Source organism: Curtobacterium sp. 22159 (assembly GCF_052045775.1).
Classification (GTDB): domain Bacteria; phylum Actinomycetota; class Actinomycetes; order Actinomycetales; family Microbacteriaceae; genus Curtobacterium.
Window position 1 is genome coordinate 57,423 of the sequence record NZ_JBQEPN010000013.1, and the last position, 19,917, is coordinate 77,339.

General features: G+C 70.4%; 20 protein-coding genes. 15 read left to right on the forward strand and 5 right to left on the reverse strand.

What is annotated here, in order from left to right; all coding sequences use genetic code 11:
* Positions 1-542 precede the first annotated feature (542 nt).
* Entirely contained in the window at positions 543-737 is a 195-nt protein-coding gene (locus tag ACTJKO_RS14795) for a hypothetical protein (RefSeq protein WP_440689905.1), read from the forward strand.
* Positions 738-1,001: 264 nt separating this feature from the next.
* Here the strand turns inward: ACTJKO_RS14795 and gndA are convergent, their stop codons facing one another.
* Positions 1,002-2,459 carry an NADP-dependent phosphogluconate dehydrogenase gene (gndA, locus tag ACTJKO_RS14800; protein WP_440689906.1) on the reverse strand — a complete coding sequence of 486 codons (1,458 nt, stop codon included), beginning with the start codon at positions 2,457-2,459 and terminating at the stop codon, positions 1,002-1,004.
* Between the two features lie 112 nt (positions 2,460-2,571).
* Between gndA and ACTJKO_RS14805 the strand changes: the two genes are divergently transcribed.
* The gene (locus ACTJKO_RS14805) at positions 2,572-3,111 is read left to right on the forward strand and encodes a gluconokinase (RefSeq protein ID WP_440689907.1); all 540 of its coding nucleotides are present in this window, start codon (positions 2,572-2,574) and stop codon (positions 3,109-3,111) included.
* Here the strand turns inward: ACTJKO_RS14805 and ACTJKO_RS14810 are convergent.
* On the reverse strand, positions 3,098-3,337 hold the full coding sequence (locus tag ACTJKO_RS14810) for a hypothetical protein (protein WP_440689908.1): 240 nt from the start codon (positions 3,335-3,337) through the stop codon (positions 3,098-3,100). The two genes, ACTJKO_RS14805 and ACTJKO_RS14810, sit on opposite strands and share 14 nt — an antisense overlap.
* A 215-nt stretch (positions 3,338-3,552) precedes the next feature.
* Here ACTJKO_RS14810 and ACTJKO_RS14815 point away from each other — a divergent pair, with 215 nt between their 5' ends.
* Positions 3,553-4,848 carry a sensor histidine kinase gene (locus ACTJKO_RS14815; protein WP_440689909.1) on the forward strand — a complete coding sequence of 432 codons (1,296 nt, stop codon included), beginning with the start codon at positions 3,553-3,555 and terminating at the stop codon, positions 4,846-4,848.
* Complete coding sequence (locus ACTJKO_RS14820; protein ID WP_440689910.1) at positions 4,845-5,537, forward strand: response regulator; 693 nt, start codon at positions 4,845-4,847, stop codon at positions 5,535-5,537. The genes ACTJKO_RS14815 and ACTJKO_RS14820 overlap by 4 nt, the downstream gene beginning before the upstream one ends.
* A gap of 6 nt (positions 5,538-5,543) precedes the next feature.
* Here ACTJKO_RS14820 and ACTJKO_RS14825 read toward each other — a convergent pair whose 3' ends face one another.
* The 3 genes from ACTJKO_RS14825 to ACTJKO_RS14835 form a co-directional block, all read right to left on the reverse strand.
* The gene (locus ACTJKO_RS14825; protein WP_440689911.1) at positions 5,544-6,140 is read right to left on the reverse strand and encodes a class I SAM-dependent methyltransferase; all 597 of its coding nucleotides are present in this window, start codon (positions 6,138-6,140) and stop codon (positions 5,544-5,546) included.
* Between the two features lie 97 nt (positions 6,141-6,237).
* Positions 6,238-7,677 carry a glucuronate isomerase gene (gene uxaC / locus ACTJKO_RS14830; RefSeq protein ID WP_440689912.1) on the reverse strand — a complete coding sequence of 480 codons (1,440 nt, stop codon included), beginning with the start codon at positions 7,675-7,677 and terminating at the stop codon, positions 6,238-6,240.
* A gap of 11 nt (positions 7,678-7,688) precedes the next feature.
* Positions 7,689-8,732: a LacI family DNA-binding transcriptional regulator gene (locus tag ACTJKO_RS14835; protein WP_440689913.1), complete on the reverse strand. Its 1,044-nt coding sequence runs from the start codon at positions 8,730-8,732 to the stop codon at positions 7,689-7,691.
* A gap of 154 nt (positions 8,733-8,886) precedes the next feature.
* On the opposite strand from ACTJKO_RS14835, the gene ACTJKO_RS14840 reads away from it, so the two are divergent.
* The 11 genes from ACTJKO_RS14840 (at position 8,887) to ACTJKO_RS14890 (ending at position 19,903) form a co-directional block, all read left to right on the forward strand.
* A complete protein-coding gene (locus ACTJKO_RS14840; protein WP_440689914.1) occupies positions 8,887-10,245 on the forward strand; it encodes an ABC transporter substrate-binding protein in 1,359 nt (452 codons plus the stop codon).
* On the forward strand, positions 10,245-11,273 hold the full coding sequence (locus tag ACTJKO_RS14845; RefSeq protein ID WP_440689915.1) for a carbohydrate ABC transporter permease: 1,029 nt from the start codon (positions 10,245-10,247) through the stop codon (positions 11,271-11,273). The genes ACTJKO_RS14840 and ACTJKO_RS14845 overlap by 1 nt, the downstream gene beginning before the upstream one ends.
* Entirely contained in the window at positions 11,270-12,220 is a 951-nt protein-coding gene (locus tag ACTJKO_RS14850; RefSeq protein WP_440689916.1) for a carbohydrate ABC transporter permease, read from the forward strand. Before ACTJKO_RS14845 ends, ACTJKO_RS14850 begins: the two co-directional genes overlap by 4 nt.
* Before the next feature lie 89 nt (positions 12,221-12,309).
* Positions 12,310-13,146 (forward strand): sugar phosphate isomerase/epimerase family protein, encoded by an 837-nt coding sequence (locus ACTJKO_RS14855; RefSeq protein ID WP_440689917.1) that lies wholly within the window; start codon positions 12,310-12,312, stop codon positions 13,144-13,146.
* Positions 13,143-14,351: a Gfo/Idh/MocA family protein gene (locus ACTJKO_RS14860; RefSeq protein WP_440689918.1), complete on the forward strand. Its 1,209-nt coding sequence runs from the start codon at positions 13,143-13,145 to the stop codon at positions 14,349-14,351. The genes ACTJKO_RS14855 and ACTJKO_RS14860 overlap by 4 nt, the downstream gene beginning before the upstream one ends.
* Positions 14,348-15,235 carry a sugar phosphate isomerase/epimerase family protein gene (locus ACTJKO_RS14865; RefSeq protein WP_440689919.1) on the forward strand — a complete coding sequence of 296 codons (888 nt, stop codon included), beginning with the start codon at positions 14,348-14,350 and terminating at the stop codon, positions 15,233-15,235. The genes ACTJKO_RS14860 and ACTJKO_RS14865 overlap by 4 nt, the downstream gene beginning before the upstream one ends.
* On the forward strand, positions 15,232-16,518 hold the full coding sequence (locus ACTJKO_RS14870) for a mannitol dehydrogenase family protein (RefSeq protein ID WP_440689920.1): 1,287 nt from the start codon (positions 15,232-15,234) through the stop codon (positions 16,516-16,518). The genes ACTJKO_RS14865 and ACTJKO_RS14870 overlap by 4 nt, the downstream gene beginning before the upstream one ends.
* Positions 16,515-17,867: a D-mannonate dehydratase ManD gene (manD, locus tag ACTJKO_RS14875; RefSeq protein ID WP_440689921.1), complete on the forward strand. Its 1,353-nt coding sequence runs from the start codon at positions 16,515-16,517 to the stop codon at positions 17,865-17,867. Before ACTJKO_RS14870 ends, manD begins: the two co-directional genes overlap by 4 nt.
* Positions 17,868-17,980: 113 nt before the next feature.
* Entirely contained in the window at positions 17,981-18,166 is a 186-nt protein-coding gene (locus ACTJKO_RS14880; protein WP_440689922.1) for a hypothetical protein, read from the forward strand.
* On the forward strand, positions 18,159-18,896 hold the full coding sequence (locus ACTJKO_RS14885) for a hypothetical protein (RefSeq protein WP_440689923.1): 738 nt from the start codon (positions 18,159-18,161) through the stop codon (positions 18,894-18,896). Before ACTJKO_RS14880 ends, ACTJKO_RS14885 begins: the two co-directional genes overlap by 8 nt.
* Before the next feature lie 23 nt (positions 18,897-18,919).
* Positions 18,920-19,903 (forward strand): hypothetical protein, encoded by a 984-nt coding sequence (locus ACTJKO_RS14890; protein WP_440689924.1) that lies wholly within the window; start codon positions 18,920-18,922, stop codon positions 19,901-19,903.
* Positions 19,904-19,917: the final 14 nt, after the last annotated feature.

Sequence of the window (19,917 nt, forward strand, 5' to 3'; positions counted from 1 at the left end):
CGAGCCGCTCCGCTCAGCCGAGCGGTTGCTGGGGGAGGATGGGTGGTTCTGGCCGCTGGGCTCGTTGTGTTTGCCTTCGTTTGGCCGAAAGCAGCCGTCCCGCTTGTCGTTGCAGCACTCTTGACGTGCGCTTCAACATTCCGTTGGCTCTCAATGAGGGTTGAACTTGGAAACAAGGAATTAATCCTGCATAACTTCTTCGGCTCACTTCGAATCCCCCGGGAAGACGTAGTCGGAGTCAGGGACGGTCAGTATCTCCGATGGCGATCGCACGGTCGCGAAAGAGAGACTTTAATTGCTGCGGTGATGAGTGCTGCGCGGCCAGCTGACGGCTCACCAGATGGCCGCGCAAAGCAAGTCCTCATGGATCGCGTTAATGATTGGAGTCGCGGTTAACGGAGGCGTTACCACGTATACGGACGACAACCGTTCGAGTCGTCGTCGTGGATGGGGTCGCCCGCGGGTTCGAGCGGCACAGGGTGCCATCGAGTCACCTGCGGAGTCCGTTTGGACATTGACGTCGGAGGAGCATTCGCGTGCGCATGAACGACAGCACCGAGCGGCAAGGCCACCGGCCCATAATCCTCATGATCGGCGGCACAGTCTTCATCGCTGTCTTCGGCGTCTTGCTGGCAACGCTCCCGAGCGGGCCAACCCTGCCGCTCATCTTCATCGGATTCGGCGTGATCCTTCTGGCCGCCGGCGCGTGGTTCCGACTGAAGAATCGGAAGAAATGATCGTTCCGAATGAGAACTCCAACGTAACGTATTGCAATGACAGGAGCCTCTACCGCCTCGCAGACGATGTCCGACCCCCGCCGGGCGGGATCACCTGCCCCGGGTACCCCGCACAGTTACCGGGTGTCGCTTGTCCTGACGATCACAACGGGCTGATGGAGTCGGCGTGCCGGAGAACGCAGGAGGAGCCTCGATCGCGTCCGCCTGCAGACGGAAGGCCCCGCCGATCGGCGAGGCCTTCCCAGGTGCGGTTGTCGCCGCGGTCTAGTGGGTGGACGGTTCCTGTTCGACCTCGCGCCGGTCGTCGTCCGACCAGAGGGTGTGGAACGTGCCGTCCTTGTCGATGCGCTGGTAGGTGTGCGCTCCGAAGAAGTCGCGCTGCCCCTGGATGAGTGCAGCGGGGAGCCGATCGGAAGCGAGGGAGTCGAAGTACGCCAGGGCCGACGAGAAGCCCGGTGCGGGGATGGCGGACGCGGCGGCGATCCCCACGATGCGACGCCAAGCCGCCTCGCCCTCGGCCACGGCGTTCGCGAAGTACGGGTCGACCAGCAGCGACTCGAGCTGCGGGTTCTTGTCGTACGCCTCGACGATGCGGTTCAGGAACTGTGCACGGATGATGCAGCCGCCGCGCCAGATCTTCGCGATGTTGCCGAGGTTGATGTCCCAGCCGTACTCCTTCGCCCCGGCGATGATGAGGTCGAAGCCCTGTGCGTACGCCACGACCTTCGACGCGTACAGCGCTGCCCGGACGTCGTCGGCGAAGGTGTCCGGCACCTCGGCGATCTGCGGGCGCTCCTTCACGGATGCCTGCACCGCGGCACGCTGGGTGGGCTTCGACGACACTGCGCGCGCGAACACCGCTTCGCCGATGCCGGACACCGGGATGCCGAGCCCGACCGCGTTCTGCACGGTCCACACGCCGGTGCCCTTCGAGCCCGCCTCGTCGCGGATGACGTCGACTAGGGGCTTGCCGGTGTCGGCGTCCCGCTGCTTCAGGACCTCTCCGGTGATCTCGATCAGGTACGACTCGAGGTCGCCCTTGTTCCACTCGTCGAACACCTGCACCAGCTGCTCGACCGAGTAGCCGCCGACGCGACGGAGCAGGTCGTAGGACTCGGCGATGAGCTGCATGTCGGCGTACTCGATGCCGTTGTGCACCATCTTCACGAAGTGTCCGGCGCCGTCCGTGCCGATGTGGGTCACACACGGTTCGCCCTCGGCCACGGCGGCGATGGACTTCAGGATCGGACCGAGCGTCTCCCATGCTTCCTTCGACCCGCCGGGCATGATCGACGGGCCCTTCAGCGCGCCCTCCTCGCCGCCGGAGATGCCGGTGCCGACGAAGTTGAGGCCCTTCTCGCGCAGGTCGTGCTCGCGGCGGATCGTGTCGTGGAAGTTGGCGTTGCCGCCGTCGACGATGATGTCGCCTTCCTCGAACCGCTCCGCGAGCTGCTCGATGACGGCGTCCGTGCCCTTGCCGGCTTGGACCATGATGATCGCGGTGCGCGGCTTCGACAGCGAGGCGACGAAGTCGTCGATGGACTCGGAGGCGATGAACCCGGCGTCCCCGTGCTCGTTCATGAGCTCCTCGGTGCGGGCGTACGTGCGGTTGTAGACCGCGACGGTGTTGCCCTCACGCGATGCGAGGTTGCGTGCGAGGTTCGAGCCCATCACGGCGAGACCGATCACGCCGATGTTCGCCTGTCCGTTGTTGTCTGCCACGAGGTCTCCTTCGTCCTGCCGTCCCGACCCAACCTACGGTCGCCCGTCTGGGACCGCACGGGTGTTACGGCAACTGGGGATGAGTGTTCACCCGGACCAATACTGTGGAGGGATGACCGAGAGCGTTGTCCTCCCGCCCGTGCTGGTGATGGGGGTCTCCGGGTCCGGCAAGTCGACGATCGGCCAGGCCCTCGCCGACGCCCTCGCCGCCCGGAGCGAACCGAGCGTCTTCGTCGACGCGGACGACCTGCACCCCGCCGCGAACAAGGAGAAGATGCGGCAGGGCATCCCCCTCACCGACGAGGACCGCTGGCCGTGGCTCGACGCCTGCGCTGCCCGGATCGCGTCGGTCGAAGCGGGCGGCAGCCGATGCGTGATGGCGAACTCGGCGCTCAAGCGCGTCTATCGTGACCGTCTCCGCGCTGCGGCCCCGGGGCTCGTCATCGCGTTCCTCGACGGCTCGCACGACCTCATCGCCGAGCGGCAGTCGCACCGTCACCACGAGTACATGCCGACGTCGCTGCTCGACTCCCAGTTCGCCACCCTCGAACGCCCGGAGCCGGACGAAGCCGCCGTCACCGTGTCGATCGAGGGCTCGGTCGACGACACGGTGACGGCGATCCTCGCCGCACTCCAGGTCACTTCCGGCTGAGCTCGGACAACCGCGAGCGGTACTCCTCGGCGTCGATGTCGCCGCGCGCGAACCGGTCGGCGAGGACCGATCGCGCGTCCGATCGGGCGCGCCAGCTCCCGCGCCGGGCCACCCCGAACACCAGGAACACGACGAGGAACGCGAAGAAGAAGAACGCGGGGAACACGAAGAACGGGAACCCGCCGCCGTGCCAGTACGGCCCGGTGGCAGCGATGGTGGTGAGCATGGTGACCTCCTGTGGTCGGTTTCGTCGCCGCTGTCGCGACCCTTCCAGCGTCCGGCCTGGAGGCGCGTCACGCGTCACCCTCGGATCCTCACTTCCCCCTGCTCCCGCCGACGTACGCCGGGCAGTCCTCCACATCCGACTACTCCCGGGGGAGTAGTCCACAGGTCGTGCGAGCGCCCGATGTCCCGTCCGGGGCCCGACCCTAGGCTCGATCCATGGACACCCCGACGACCGCCACCGAGCCGGTGGGCGATGACGCCCGCTGGGCCCGACGCCGACGGTTCGCGCGCGTCGGACGGGTCCTGCCGGTCGCGGTCGTCCAGATTGTCGGCACGCTGGTGGCGTCGCACGTCGCGACCGGCGCCGGGCGGCGCGCTGGCGTGGGTGGCCCGCCGTGGGCCGCTCACGGGTTCGTCGGCGCCGTCGAACCCGTCCACGTCGGGGCCCTCGGCCTCACGCTGCTCGTCGCCGGCGTGCTCGTCCTGCCGTGGCGTTGGCGCTGGCCACGCGCGCTGCTCGTGGCGACGGCGGCAACGACCATCGGCTATGCCCTCGTCGTCAGCCCGCGTGGTCCGTTCGTCGCTGCGCTGACCATGGCGCTCGTCAACGCCTGGCTCCGCGGACACCGATCGTTGGTCGTGGGGACCGCTGTGGTGTCGGTCCTCGTCCTGCCGTCGGCGGACGTGGCCCTCGGCCGCTCGCCGGCCTACGACCTGAACGCGCTCCTGCTCTGTGTCGCGTGGGTCACGGTGACGATCGCGGTGGCCGAACTCGTGCGGGTCCGCGTCGAACGCGTCGCCGAACGGCGACGCCAGCGTGCTGAGGCCGAGCGGCGTCGCGCCGGACAGGAACGGGTCCGCATCGCGCGAGAGCTCCACGACTCCGTGGCGCACAGCATGTCGCTCATCAACCTCCAGGCCGGCGTGGCGCTGCACCTCGGTGCGGACCTGCCCGGCCCCACGAAGGACTCCCTGGCGAACATCCGCGACTCCAGCCGGGACGCGCTCGTCGAACTCCGCACGATCCTCGGGGTGCTCCGTTCCGTCGACGGCACGACCGCCGCCGAGGGTCCCGAGCGGCACCCGACGGCAGGCCTCGACCGCGTGCCGGACCTGGTGGCACGCGCTCGGGCCGCCGGGGTCGACGTCACCGCGACCACCACGGGCGATCCGTCGACCGTGCCCGGTGTCACGGACCGGAACGCCTTCCGCATCGTGCAGGAGTCGATCACGAACGTGATGAAGCACGCGGCGGACCACCGGGCGGTCGTGACCATCTCGGTCGGGCCGGACGTGGTCGACCTCGTGGTCGAGGACCACCCGTCCTCTCCGCCGGCGCCGGGTCGGACGACGACGCCCCCGCTCGCGCCCTCCGGCAACGGGCTGATCGGCATGCGAGAGCGCGCAGTCGCGGTCGGCGGGACGCTCACGGCCGGCCCGACGACGGACGGTGGCTGGCGGGTCGCTGCTCGTCTCCCCGTCATCACCATCGACGCAGAGGACCTCGCATGACCACCGACACAGACGCCCCCGACCCGATCCGCGTCCTGCTCGTCGACGACCAGGTGCTCGTCCGTGCCGGGCTCCGTGCGCTCGTCGATGCCGAGCCGGGGATGAGCGTCGTCGGTGAAGCCGGCGACGGTGCCACAGCCGTCGACGTCGCTCGACGGGAACGACCGCACGTCGTCCTCATGGACATCCGCATGCCGGGGGTCGACGGGCTCGAAGCGACACAGCAGATCTCGGCCGACCCGGAGCTCGCCGGGGTGCACGTGGTCATCCTCACCACGTTCGAGGAAGACGACTACGTGTTCGAAGCCATCCGCGGCGGTGCTGCCGGGTTCCTCGTGAAGGACACCGAGCCGGCCGAACTGCTCCGTGCCGTACGGACGGTCGTGGCGGGGGAGTCCCTGCTCTCACCCCGGGCGACCCGCTCCCTGATCGAGGCGTACGCGACCCACGCGAAGCCGGCGTCCCTCGCGCCGGAGCTGGACGTCCTGACCGACCGCGAGCGCCAGGTGATGCAGCTCGTCGCCATCGGCCTGACGAACACGGAGATCGCCGAGCGTCTGTTCATCAGCCCGATGACCACGAAGACCCACGTCTCGCGGGCGATGATCAAGCTCGGCGCCCGGGACCGCGCCCAGCTCGTCGTCTTCGCCTACGAGACCGGCCTCGTCACGCCCGGCTGGCACCCGTGACCTCCGTCACGGTCTGACCGCGGCGACCGCAGCGTGCGGGCGCTTCCCGGCGATGGTCCGGCGCTGGACGTCGGTGACCTCGAACCCGTGCGCAGCGAGGGCACCCGCCATCCGATCGATCGGCCAGCGGTACGCCGTCGTCACCGCGTGATCGAACGGTTGCACGGCCGTCCCCTCGAAGAACCCGAGCAGCAGCCGCCCTCCGGGCCGGATGATCCTCGTGAACTCGTCGAGCGGTTCGTGGATCCGATCTGGTTCGTGGTGGATCAACGAGTACCAGGACAGCACGCCGGCGAAACTGCTCGAACCGAATCCCGTCGCCTCCAGTGTCGCCACCCGGAACGGAACGCCGGGTGCACGCCCGCGGGCACGCTGGATGAAGTCGGGTACGGCGTCGAGACCGATGGCGGCGGTCCCGCGCTGTGCAAGGTGCGCGGTCCAGTGCCCCGGGCCGCACCCGGCGTCGAGGACCGGGCCGTCGCAACCGTCTGCCCATCGTTCGACGAAGTCCCGATCGTGTGGGTGGACAGCGTCCATCGTGCCGAGCAGGTCCGTGTACTCGGCGGCCCGAGCCGCGTACGCAGCGGCAATCTCGCGCTCCACTCATCGACCGTAGCGCCACGGCAGCGGTCGACGGACCCGCTGGTCGCCGAGGCCGAGATCCGTGCTGCGCTGGGGCGGCTCCGCGAGTGGACTGCGCTCAGAGCTTGAACGTCGCCCGCGGGATGTCCGACACGATCCGCTGCGCGGTGCGCACCGCGTCCTCCTCGGAGACCTGGTGCGTGACGACGAGGGACGCCAGGTAGGCCGCGTCCGCTCGACGTGCCATGTCGTGCCGGGCGGGGATGGAGCAGTACGCCCGGGTGTCGTCGATGAACCCGGAGGTCTTCGTGAACGAGGCCGAGTCCGTGATCGCCGCGCGGTACCGTCCGATAGCCGCGGGGGTGTCGATGAACCACCAGGGCGCCCCGGCGTACACGGCCGGGTAGAACCCGGCGAGCGGGCCGATCTCGCGCGAGAACACGGTCTCGTCGACCGTGAAGAGCACGAGGTGGAACCCGGGTGCGGTGCCGAACGACTCGAGCAGTGGGCGGAGCGGTTCTGTGAACGACCCGACGGCGGGGAGGTCGTGTCCGGTGTCCGGCCCGAAGCGATCCAGGGTCGGGGTGTGGTGGTTCCGGTGCACCCCCGGGTGGAGTTGCATGACGAGGCCGTCGTCGACGCTCATCTCCGCCCACCGGTAGAGCATGTCGTGCCGGTACGCGGTGGCGTCGGCGTCCGACACGGACGCCGGGTCGCGCAGCGCCGCCGCGTGGATCCGCTCACGGGCGGCAGCGGGCAACGGCGTCGACCCGGCGTCGAGGACCCCGGTGTCGGTCGCGGTCGCGCCGTGCTCGATGAAGTACCGGCGACGAGCGCGGAGTGCCGCGAGCAGCCCGTCGTGGGTGCCCGTGTCGATCCCGGCGGCCTCGCCGATCGACGCGACCACGCGCCTCCAGTCCGATCGTGACGGGTCGAAGACGGCGTCCGCGCGGAAGGTGGGGAGCACCCGTCCGGTGAAGGTGGGGTCGGCTGCCAACCGGGCGTGCGCCTCCAGGTCGGCCGTGGGGTCGTCCGTGGTGGCGAGCACCTCGATCCCGAAGGCGTCGAACAGGGCGCGTGGCCGGAACGCGGGCGTGGCCAGCAGCTCCGCGAGGTGGTCGTACTGGGCGTCCGCGTTCGCGGCTGACGGCTGCTCGGTGAGGCCGAAGACGTCGTGGAGCTCGGTCTCGAACCAGTAGCGGACGGGGGTGGCGAGGAAGTCGTCCCAGTGCTCCGCCAGCGTCCGCCAGATCGCGCGGCCTGGAGGCACGGTGGCGGTTCCCGACAGGTCGGCGCGACCCAGCGCCTCCAGTCCGACGCCGTTGGCGTGCAGGAGTCGCAGGACGTAGTGGTCGGGCGTGATGAGGAGCGCTGCGGGGTCCGGGAACGGCTGGTCGTCCGCGATGAGCGCGGCGTCGACGTGGCCGTGCGGGGAGATGATCGGTGCGTCCTTGACGGCGTCGTAGACGGTCCGCGCGACCGCTCGCGCTCCCGGGTCGGCGGCGAAGAGCCGGTCCGGGTGCGGGGCGAGCGGGGTGGCGGTGCTGGTGTGGGTCATCGTCGACTCCTTCAGGACGGGCGGCGGGGCGAGGTCGGCGCCGGGCCGGTGGACTCGCGCACGGTCAGGTGGGTGGGCAGGGCGACCGCGCCGCTCATGTGCTCACCGGGCAGTTCGTCCGCGGGGATGGCACCGAGTCGGCCGAGCAGCATCCGGATCGCCACGCGGCCGGCGCGCTCGATCGGCGACGTCATCGTGGTGAGTGGTGGGTTGCAGAAGTCGGCGCCGAAGATGTCGTCGCAGCCGACGATGCTCATGTCCTCGGGCACGCGCACACCGCGCTCCCGCAGTCGGGTGAGCATGCCGATGGCGATGAGGTCGTTGAACGCGATGCACGCGGTGGCGCCGGCGTGCACGGCGGCGTCCGCGGCTGCCGCTCCGGAGTCGACGAACGGCGCGTGCGGGCCGATCCGTGCGACGCGGATGCCGAGCCGTTTCGCCACGCGGACGAGGGCCCGCCACCGACGTTCGTTCGACCAGGAGCTGTCCGGGCCGGCGACGTACAGGACGTCCCGGTGTCCGAGCGACACGAGGTGTTGCACGGCCTGCTCGACGCCGCCGGGGGTGTCGATGAGGACCGACGGCACCCCGGCGGGGCGGCGGTTCACGACGACGAGCGGGGTCCGTTCGGCGAACCGTGCGATCTGCGCGTCGGACAGGCGGGACGCGGTGAGCACGGCGCCGTCGGCCTTCCCGGCGATCGCGCTGAGGGCGGCCATCTCGGCGTCCGCGGACTCCTCGGTGTCGACGAGGAGCTGGGTCCAGCCGGCGCCGGCGAGCTGGTGCTGCGTGCCGCGGATCACGTCGAAGTAGAACGGGTTGGTGATGTCCGACACGAGGACCGCGACCGCGCGGGTCCGTCCCGACGTGAGCGCACGGGCCTGCGAGTTCGGGACGTAGCCGAGCTCCCGGGCGGCCTGCTGGATGCGCTGCTGCGTCGCGTGGTTGACCCGGTCGGGCAGGGAGAGCGCCCGGGACACGGTCGACGGGGCGACCCCGGTCGCGTCGGCGATGTCGCGGATGGTCACCCGCCGGGCGGTGTCGGTGTCGGTCACGGGAGCGACCGTAGGCCGCCGTGGCAACAAGTGGCAACCGGTTGCCGGATGTTGCCACGGCCGCAACAGTGGTGGCCACGCCGGAGGCAACGCAGCCCGGCGCCCGGGCAGCAGCGTCGCTCCCGGGTGGAGGTCTCGAGGAGGAAACCCCCGCATGAGCACAGGAAGACTCAGGACACGCACCCTGATCGGTGCCGTGGCCGTGGTCGCCCTCGCCGCACTGTCCCTCCAGGGATGCGCCGTGGTGAACGGCAGCGGCGACGACCCGCACACCCTCCGCGTCATGATGGGCGCGGACACCACCTACCCGCAGCAACGCAAGCAGTGGCAGCAGGAGACCGCCGCCGAGTTCAAGCGGACCACGGGCGCGGACATCCAGTGGGAGACCTACGCGTCGGCCCAGGAGGAACTCACCGCCATCCAGACGAGCGTCATCTCCGGCCAGGGCCCCGACGTCTACGCCATCGGCAGCACGTTCACGCCGACCGCGTACGCCACCGGCGCCTTCGTCGAGATGGGTGAGCAGCAGTGGCGGGCCGTCGGCGGGAAGGACCAGTTCGACCCGGCCTCGTTCGGCATCTCCGGCCCGAGCCCCTCGAAGCAGATCGGCATCCCGTTCGCCAGCCGCCCGTTCGTGATGGCGGTCAACACGGACCTGCTCCGACAGGCGGGCATCACCGAGATGCCGACCACGTGGGACCAGCTCACCGCCGACGCGAAGGCCACGACCGGGAACGGCCACCACGGTCTCGCGATCGCCTACGCGGACGGCTTCGACCCGTGGAAGTTCATCTGGGGCATGGCCGAGAACGCTGGCAACACGATCGTCTCGAAGAGCGGCAAGGCCGAGATCGACTCGGAGGCCGTCCAGAACGCCTACCGCACCTACTTCGACTGGGTGACGAAGGACGGTGTCGTCGACAAGGCCGCGATCGGCTGGAACAACGCGCAGGCCCTCGCCCAGTTCACCGAGGGCAAGGCCGCGTTCTTCCCGATGACGACGACGACCGCCATCAACTCCTTCAAGGGCACCCCGGTGGACGGCAAGTACGAGTTCGCCCTCCTGCCGACGGTGCCGCCCGGCGCGACCGAACGCCCGAGCAACGGCATCGAGGCCGCGAGCATCCTGTCCGGCGACAACTGGGTCGTGGCCGACTACGGCACGAAGCAGGACCTGTCGTTCGACTTCATCAAGCAGCTCAGCACGCCGAAGGCCCAGCTCGAGTACTACCGACTCTTCGGCAACCTGCCGACGAACGCCGCCGCCGCCGCCCGGCTCGCGGCGGACGACCCGCAGCTGAAGCCCATCATCGACGCTGGCAAGCTCTCGAAACCGACGGCGTTCACCGGCGCCTGGTCGGACATCCAACTCTCGCTCGTCGACGTCGTCGTGCAGTCCATCCCGTCGCTCAAGAGCGGCGAGGTCAGCGACGACCAACTCCGCAAGCGCCTGCGGGCAGCACAGCAGGACGCCCAGTCCACGCTCGACCGTCAGAAGAACGGAGGTCTGTGATGACCGCCACGCAGACCCGACCCGGCCCGCAGCGCTCGCGACACCACGAGGTCCGGCCCGTCGGGAAGACGCCGCTGTACAAGCGGGAGCGCCCGCTCTGGATGCTCCTGCCCGGCGGTGTGCTCATGCTCGCCGTGATCGTGGTGCCGCTCCTGGTGGGCGTGTACATCGCGATGCTCGACCTCGACCAGTACACGCTGCGGCAGTGGTTCAGTGCGCCGTTCGTCGGACTCGCGAACTTCGTCGAGGCGTTCACCGACTCGCCGCTGCTGCACTCGATCTGGATCTCGGCGTCCCTGTCCGTGCTGGTCACGGCGGTGACGGTCCCGATCGGCGTCGCGGCCGCGATCTCGACGCAGAACCGGTTCCCCGGCCGCGGGCTCGTCCGGTCGGTCTACCTGATCCCGTACGTGCTCCCGGCGTTCGTCGTCGGCACCTTCTTCCGGACCATGCTCCAGCCGCAGGGCGTGGTGAACTCGATCCTCCACACCGACGTGCTCTGGCTGAACGGCTCGGCCTCGTACTGGGCGCTCGCCGGCGTCATGGTGTGGACGAGCTGGCCGTTCGTCTACCTGCTGTCCCTCGCCGGGCTGCAGGCCGTGGACAACGAGGTGCACGAGGCCGCCGCGCTCGACGGGGTGACCTGGTGGGCGAAGCTGCGGTACATCATCTTCCCGTACCTCCGCGGCCCGCTCAGCCTCGCGGTGATCATCGCGATCCTGCACAACATCAACAACTTCACCCTGCCGTTCGTGCTCTTCGGCATCCCGCTGCCGTCGAGCGTCGAGGTGATGCCAGTCCTGACGTACATCGCGAGCTTCCAGTCGTTCCGCTTCGGCCTGTCCGCGGCGATGGCGATCTGCTCGCTCGTGATCGTCGCGATCCCGCTGTTCGTCTACCTCCGGGCCGTGAAGCTCGACACCGGTGACGACGCGGGCCCCGACCGGAAGCAGCGTCGCGCCGACCGACGGACCCTCGCCGGAGCCACCCCGGCAGCAGCAGCCGACATCGACGGAGCCCGAGCATGAGCGCCTTCAGCACCACGAGGACCCGACCGACCGCCACCCTCACCGAGAGCATCACCGCGCCGCGGAACAGCCGCCGGCCACGGCGCCCCTACGACACCGACGTCACGCGGTTGTTGCCGCGCTGGCTGCTCGTCGTCGTCATCGCGGTGATCATCGCGTTCATCGCCGTCCCGGTGCTCTACATCCTGTTCGGGTCGGTGAACTCCGACGTCGCGGTGGCGCGGGGCGAGTACTTCCCCTCCGAGTTCACGCTGTCGAACTACGTGGACATCTGGTCGACGGTCGCGCTGGGGAGCGGCCTGGTCAACTCGATGCTGACGGCCGGCGCGGTCGCCGTCGCGAGTGCCGCCCTGGCGGTGTCCACCGCGTACGTCCTCGTCCGGTTCCGGTTCCTCGGCCGACTGACGATCCTCCGCGGACTCCTGGCCCTGCAATCGATCCCGGGAACGCTCCTCCTCCTGCCCGTGTTCGTCGTGTTCTCGAACATCGCGAGCGCGACCGGCGTCCAGATCATCGGCACCCGCTGGGGGCTGTTCGTCACCTACCTGACGTTCGCCCTGCCGTTCTCGACCTGGGTCATGGTCACCTACCTGCGCGGCCTGCCGAAGGAGCTCGAGGAGGCCGCCCGCATCGACGGCGCCTCGAGCACCCGGATCCTGCGGAGCGTCGTGCTCCCGCTGTCCTGGCCGGGCATCGTCGTGTCGGCGATCTTCGCCTTCCTGCTCGGCTGGAACGACGTCCTGTTCTCCACGATCATGACGACCCCGAACACCCGCACGGTCGCCGTCGTCCTGCAGGTGCTCGGCACGACGCAGGAGGGCGGTGCCGTGCCGATCTACGGCCAGATGATGGCCGCCTCGATCGTGTGTGCCGTGCCCGTCGTCGCGCTCTACCTGATCTTCCAGCGGTACCTGGTCGGCGGTCTCACCGCCGGCTCTGTGAAGTAGCGCCAGTCCTCCACAGACCGACTGGAGGCGCGGTGCCAGGCCGCCCCGCGCCTCCAGGCTGGTCTTCCGGTCACCATGAAGGGAATGCAATGACCCAGCCCAGTTGGGAACTCTCCGGGTTCGGCGACGAGATCGACGCCGACCCCGCCGTCCAGGTGGCGGTCCTGCAGGCGCTCGGAGCGAGCGCCATCGAGGTCCGCAGTGCGTGGGGGGTGAACGTCGTCGACCTCGACGAGGACCAGCTCGCCGGCCTGCACCGCATGTTCGAGGAACGCGGCCAGACCGTCTCCGCCATCGCCTCGCCGATCGGCAAGGTCGCCGTCGACGAGCCCGTCGAGCACGAGGTCGACCGGCTCGGGCGCGCGATCGCGGCGGCCCACGCGCTCGGCACGACGAACATCCGGATCTTCTCCTTCTACTTCCCGGGCCGCGCCCCCGAGGACGTCCGCGACGACGTGCTCGTCCGGATGCGGGCACTCGCCGAACTCGCCGCCCGCGAAGGCGTCACGCTCCTGCACGAGAACGAGAAGGACATCTACGGCGACGTCCCCTCGCGCGTGCTCGACATCGTCGAGAGCGTCGGGTCGTCCTCGCTCCGGCTCGCCTGGGACAACGCGAACTACGTGCAGTGCGGGGTCCGGCCGTACACCGACGGCTGGGCCCAGCTGGCGCCGTACGTCGACTACCTCCAGGTGAAGGACGCCCTGTCCGCCGACTCCTCCGTGGTGCCCGCGGGCGAGGGGGACGGCGAGCTCCTCGAGACCCTGACCGCGCTGCGGGACGCCGGGTACGGCGGCTATGCCTCCCTCGAACCCCACCTCAGCGACTTCACCCACCTCGGCGGGTTCTCCGGACCCGCCGCCTTCGGCCGTGCCGGCCGTGCCCTCCGGAAGCTCACCGACCAGATCGGAGTCACCCTGCGATGACCGACCAAACCCCGCTCAAGCTCGCCGTCGTCGGCGCGGGCGTCATCGGCCGCCACCACGCGAAGGTCGCCGTGCACCACCCCGACCTCGAGGTCGTCGCGCTCGTCGACGCGATCCCGGCCGCAGCCACCGGTGCCGCAGACGAGGTCGAGGCGATGGGCGTCGCCCGGCCGGTCACGACCTCGACCATCGACGAGGCCATCGCCGCGACCGACATCGACGTCGTCGCGATCTGCTCGCCGTCCGGCATGCACGTCCAGCTGGCCGAGGCAGCGCTCGCCGCGGGCAAGCACGTCGTCATCGAGAAGCCGCTCGACACCACCATGCCCCGGGCCCGCGAGATCGCCCGGCTCGCGTCCGAGGCGAGGGCGCGCGGGCTCGTCACCAGCGTCATCAGTCAGCACCGCTTCGACCCGGCCTCGGTCGTGGTCGCGGGCGCGGCGCACGACGGCGGGTTCGGCACCGTCACGTCGGGCGTCGCGAGCGTCGCCTGGTACCGGTCGCAGGGCTACTACGACTCCGGCGACTGGCGGGGGACCTGGGAGCTCGACGGGGGCGGCGCGGTGATGAACCAGGGCGTGCACACCGTCGACCTGCTCGTCTGGGCGCTCGGCCGCCCGGTGGAGATCTCCGCCCAGACCGCGCTGCTCGCGCACGACCGGATCGAGGTCGAGGACACCGCCGTCGCCACCGTCCGGTTCGCGGGCGGGGCACTCGGCGTCATCCACTGCACGACCGCCGCGTACCCGGGGCTCTCCGCGCGCTACGCCGTCTACGGCACCCACGGGTCGGCGATCGTCGACGACGACCGGCTCGCGTACTTCCACATCGCGCCGGACACGGCGACGCTCGAGTCGGCATCGACGACGGCCAACGCCACGGCCGTCGCCGACGCCGTCGACCAGAAGGACCAGGTCGTGCCGCCGGAGCACGTGGTCGGCGGCCCCGCCGAAGCCGACCACTTCGCCGCCGGTCACGCCCGGCAGTACACCGACATCGTCGGTGCGATCCGGGAAGGGCGGGACCCCGGCGTCACCGTGGACGCCGCGCTCGTCTCGCTCGCCACCGTCCGCGGCCTGTACGTCAGCGCGACGCTCGGGCAGCCGGTCCGGATCGACGACGTCATCGACGGCGCGTACGACGACGTCGTCCCGGTCGTCGCCGCCCGCACCGATGACACCACACCCGAAGGAGCGACCCGATGAAGTTCTCCGTGTTCACCGCCTCCACCCCCGACTGGACCCCCACCGAGGCAGCCGAGACGCTCGCTGCCCAGGGCTGGGACGGGATCGAGTGGCGCATCGTCGACGACCGACCCGCCGACGGGGCGACCGTCCCCGCCGGGCGCTCGTTCTGGGCGGGGAACAACTCGACGTGGCAGTTCACCGGCATCACCGAGCACGTGGGGGACATCGCCCGGATCACCGACGGCGCCGGGCTCGAGTACTCGGGGATCGGCGGGTACCAGCAGGCTTCCGACCACGAGGGCGTCGAGACGATGCTCCGGGTGACCTCGGAGCTCGGGGCGCGCCAGGTCCGGGTGACCATGCCGATGTACCGCACCGTGAAGGAACAGACCGGCGAGACCTACACGCAGATCTTCGACCGCACCCGGGCCGACCTCGAGTGGATCGCGGACCGGGCGGCCGACCTCGGCGTCAAGGCACTGGTCGAACTCCACCACATGACGATCACCCCGTCGGCGTCGGCGGCGCTCCGGCTCGTCGACGGCCTCGACCCGCAGCACGTGGGCGTCATCCACGACCTCGGCAACCTCGTCATCGAGGGGCAGGAGGACCACCTCGCCGCGTTCGAGCTCCTCGGCCCCTACCTCGCACACGCCCACGTGAAGAACGCCCGGTGGGTGGACACCGGCGACACCCGCGACGACGGCTCCGTGGTCTGGCAGAACGAGTGGGCGCCGCTGCGCACCGGCCAGGCATCGGTGTCCGAGTACCTCGACGCGCTCCGACAGGCCGGCTACGACGGGTGGGTGACCATCGAGGACTTCTCGACCGACCTGCCGCTCGAAGTGCGGACCGCCGACAACCTGGCCTACCTGCGGTCACTCGTCCCGGTGTCGGCATGACCGACCGACGGCCCGGCATCGCCCACCTCGGGGTGGGGGCGTTCGCCCGCGCCCACCTCGCCTGGTACACGGCGCACGCCGAGGGGGAGCCGTGGGGCATCACCGCCTTCACGGGCAGGTCGCCCGCGGCGGCGGATGCCCTGACCGCGCAGGGCTGCCGCTACACCCTCGTCACGCGTGCCGCCGACGGTGACACCGCCGAGGTGCTCGACACGATCGTCGCGGCGCACCCGGGCAGCGACGACGAGGCCTGGCTGCGGACGATCGGGTCCCCGGACACCACGATCGTCACGCTCACCGTCACCGAGAACGGGTACCGCCCGGACTCCGACGTCCCGGCACGACTGGTCGCCGGACTCGACGCACGACGGATCACCGGTGCCGGACCGATCGCCCTCGTCAGCCTCGACAACCTGACGCACAACGGCGAGGTGCTGCGCCGTGCCGTGCTCGACGCGATCACCGACGACGAGCTGCGGACGTGGGTCGGGTCGAACGTCGCCTTCCCGAGCTCGATGGTCGACCGCATCACGCCGGCCACCACCGCCACGGACGTCGACGGGCTGGCGCACCTCGATGGCGCGCTGCCGGGCGACCGCGTCCCGGTCGTCACCGAACCGTTCGCCGAATGGGTGCTCGAGGACGCCTTCGACGCGGTCGGACGACCCGCGTGGGAGACCGCCGGTGTCCGGATCGTCGACGACGTCACCCCGTACGAGCAGCGGAAGCTGTGGCTGCTCAACGGCTCCCACTCGCTCCTCGCGTACCTCGGCCTCCTGCTCGGCCACGAGACCGTCGCGTCGGCGATGGCCGACCCGGTCTGCCGCGCCGCCGTCGACGACCTCTGGGACGAGGCGGCCCGCGAGCTGCCCCTCGGCACGCAGGAGGTCCACGCCGCCCGCGCCGCCCTCGTGGACCGGTTCGCGAACCCGCGCATCCGGCACACGCTCCGCCAGATCGCCTCGGGCGGGTCCGAGAAGCTCCCCGTCCGCGTCGTCGACGTGCTCCGCCGACGACTCGAGCGGGACCCGTCCGCGGGGATCGGCGCGGGCGCGGCGACGGCGCTCGCAGCGTGGTGGCTCCACCTGACGCTGCAGCCCGAGCTGGTGGACGACGCGAGCGCGCCCGGGCCAGACTCGGACGTGCACGACGTGCTGCGCGCCGTCGCCCCCGACCTCGACACCACCCCTGTGGTCGCCGCGATCACCGCAGCGGCCGACCGCATCCGGGCCGCCCGTGACACCGCGGCCCGCACCCCGACCGACGAAGGAGTCCACGCATGACCGACACGACCACGAACCCCGCGGCCCCGGTGCCGGGTGCCGCCGACTCCGGCGCCGCGACCGACCCCACCGCGGGGCGTCCGGACACGTGGGCGTCGACCGACCGTGGGCAGCTGATCGACCGGGCCGAGGTCATCGTCACGAGCCCGAACCGGAACTTCGTGACGCTGAAGATCACGACGGCCGACGGTGTCACCGGACTCGGCGACGCCACCCTCAACGGGCGGGAGCTCGCCGTCGCCGCGTACCTGTCCGAGCACGTCGTGCCGTTGCTGGTCGGGCGTGACGCGAGCCGCATCGAGGACGCCTGGCAGTTCCTCTACCGATCGTCGTACTGGCGCCGCGGCCCGGTGACGATGGCCGCGATCGCCGCCGTCGACATGGCGCTCTGGGACATCAAGGGCAAGGTCGCCGGGATGCCCGTGTACCAACTCCTCGGTGGTGCATCGCGCACCGGGCTCATGGCGTACGGGCACGCCTCCGGCAAGGAGCTGCCCGAGCTGTTCGACTCGATCCGTGAGCACCAGGCCGAGGGCTACCGATCGATCCGCGTGCAGACCGGCGTCCCCGGGCTCGAGTCGATCTACGGCATCGCCTCGAACAAGACGAGCGAGGGCAACAGCGGCGTCCGGTACGACTTCGAGCCGGCGCAGCGTGGTGCGTTCCCCGCGATGGAGGACTGGGACACCCGCGCCTACCTCCGCCACGTCCCGACGGTGTTCGAGGCCGTCCGCAACGAGTTCGGTCCCGAACTCCCGCTGCTGCACGACGGGCACCACCGGATGACGCCGCTGCAGGCCGCCAAGCTCGGGAAGTCGCTCGAGCCGTACGACCTGTTCTGGCTCGAGGACTGCACCCCCGCCGAGAACCAGGAAGCGCTCAAGCTCGTCCGGCAGCACACCACGACGCCGCTCGCGATCGGTGAGGTGTTCAACACGATCTGGGACTTCAAGGACATCATCCGCGACCAGCTCATCGACTACGTCCGAGGCGCCGTGACGCACATGGGCGGGATCTCGCCGCTGCGGAAGACGATGGACTACGCCGCGATGTACCAGATCAAGTCCGGGTTCCACGGGCCGACCGACATCTCTCCGGTGGGTCTCGCGGCCCAGATGCACCTCGGGCTCGCGATCCACAACTTCGGCATCCAGGAGTACATGCAGCACGGGCCGAAGACGAACCAGGTGTTCCGGCAGACCTTCACCTTCACCGACGGGTACCTGCACCCGGGCGACGAACCGGGACTCGGGGTCTCGCTCGACGTCGACGAGGCGGGGAAGTACCCCTACGAGCAGGCCTACCTGCCGTTCAACCGCCTGGCGGACGGCACCGTCCACGACTGGTAGCGGAGCGCGCGGCGGTCGGGGCCCGGAGACCATCTCGACCGCCGTGCATCCCGACAACGTTGTGTCGGGGGCAAGCGGCACTATGGTCTGAGGCAAGAAGGAGAGGAGCCGACATGGTGCCCACCGTGACGTTCTTGAACAGCCGCTCGATCGCGACGCAGCGGAACGACCTCCTCGCACGAGCTCACATGTCGCTCGATGAGCTCCGCGAGAAGGGCGAGACCTTCCAGCTCGACCCCGAGGAGCAGTCGATCCTCCGTGCGTTGGACGAGCTCGACTTCCTCGAAGGTGATGACTGACGCGTCGGTCGAGCTCACTGAGCGTGTGCAGGGCTTCGCGCAGGAGTTGATGGACACGCTGACCGCGGTCGTGGGGTTCCCGGTTGGGTTCGAGGTCAAGGTCGGCACCTCTCGTTCGCGCCCGCAGGTCTCGATCTCACAATCGGAGCCACTCGGAGTGCCGTTGACGGTCGACGGCGATGTCCTGTTCCGACTCCTCGTGCAGTTCCGTTGCCGGTGGAACACAGCGGGGAACTACCTCGCCGTCGAGCAGTCCGCGTTCACCGTGCGGATCGAGAAAATCAGCGAACCGTTCTTCCACTACGACTACGTGCGTGATGCCCACGGTTCGGTTCCGGTCTCGCACTTGAACATCCACGCCCATCGCGACGAGGTGGTCTGGGCGATGCTCATGGCGCGCACGAACCGTGGCAAGCGCCGGTCGAAGGACGCAGCGAAGGGGAAGATCACGCGGATCTCGACGCTGCACTTCCCGCTCGGTGGACACCGGCACCGGCCGTCGCTCGAGGACGTCCTGGAGATGCTCGTCCACGAGTTCGGGATCGACCATGCAGACACCGCAGAGAACGCGATCGCCGAGGGCAGACGACGGTTTCGTTCGATTCAGACCGCGGTCGGAGCGCACGACGACCCAGAAGCCGCAGCTGCTGCCCTCCGCGAGCTCGGCTACGTCGTCTCGGCACCTGAACAAGGACCGATCCGTCGAACGGACCGCCTCGGGCGCTACTGAACCGTGCAGGGCAAGCTGGTCGCATGGGGTTCGCGGACGAGGCGAGGGAACTGCTCCTCGTCGCGCCCGCGGACTTCATCCGGGAGCGCACCACTCGACAGCGCGCCGTCCGGAAGGACGACCGCGAGCTGGCGGCGGTGATCGGTGGGCTCCGGAAGCCCGCACCCGCCGCATGGCTGATCGACCTGCTCGCGCACGAGGGCGCGCTCGACGAGGCGGTCGACCTCGGTCCGGCGATCCGTCAAGCCCAGGCGAACGCCGACCCGGCGGCCATCCGCGACCTGAGACGCCAGCGCTCCGACCTGGTGGACGCGCTCGCCCAGGCGGCTGCCGACCTCGCCTCGGACGCCGGGCACCCCGCGACACCGGCCGTCCTCGACCAGGTGCGCGCCACGATCGAGGCGGCCATGGCCGACCCGCACGCCGGCGCGGCGGTCCGGTCGGGCCTGCTCGTCCGGCCGCTCGAGAGCGCCGGGTTCGACGACGTCGACCTCGACGGGGCGCTCGCCGACCCCGATGCGGTGCCGGACGCGTGGGCCGGTGCCGACGCGGAACCGATCCCGATCACCAGCGCACGGCGACCGCGGGGGACGAGCCGCGCCTCCCGGAAGCCGGAGCCGCAATCCGACCCGCAGCCGGAGCCGGAGGCCGACGCACGGCCGGGGCCGGACCCGGAGCCGGACGCCCAGGACGCACCGGAGCGCCGACGGTCGGCGGGGCGGCAGCAGGATCGCGGTGTCGACCCCGTGGCCGCACGGCGCGCCGCCCGTCAGGCCGAGACGGAGGCCCGCCACGAGTCCCGCGAAGCCGACGCCGCGCTGGACGCCGCCGAGGCGGACCTCGAGTCGGCGGAGGAACGCCGCGCCGACCTCGAGCGCCGACTCGCCGACGCCGCCGCGGAGATCGAGCGCCTGGAGCAGGCCCGCGACGAGGCCGAAGCCGCGAGCGACCGCGCGCGCGAGGTGCTGCGCGCCGCGCAACGGCACCGGCGCGACGTGGGGCGCTGACCGCGGCGGCGCCG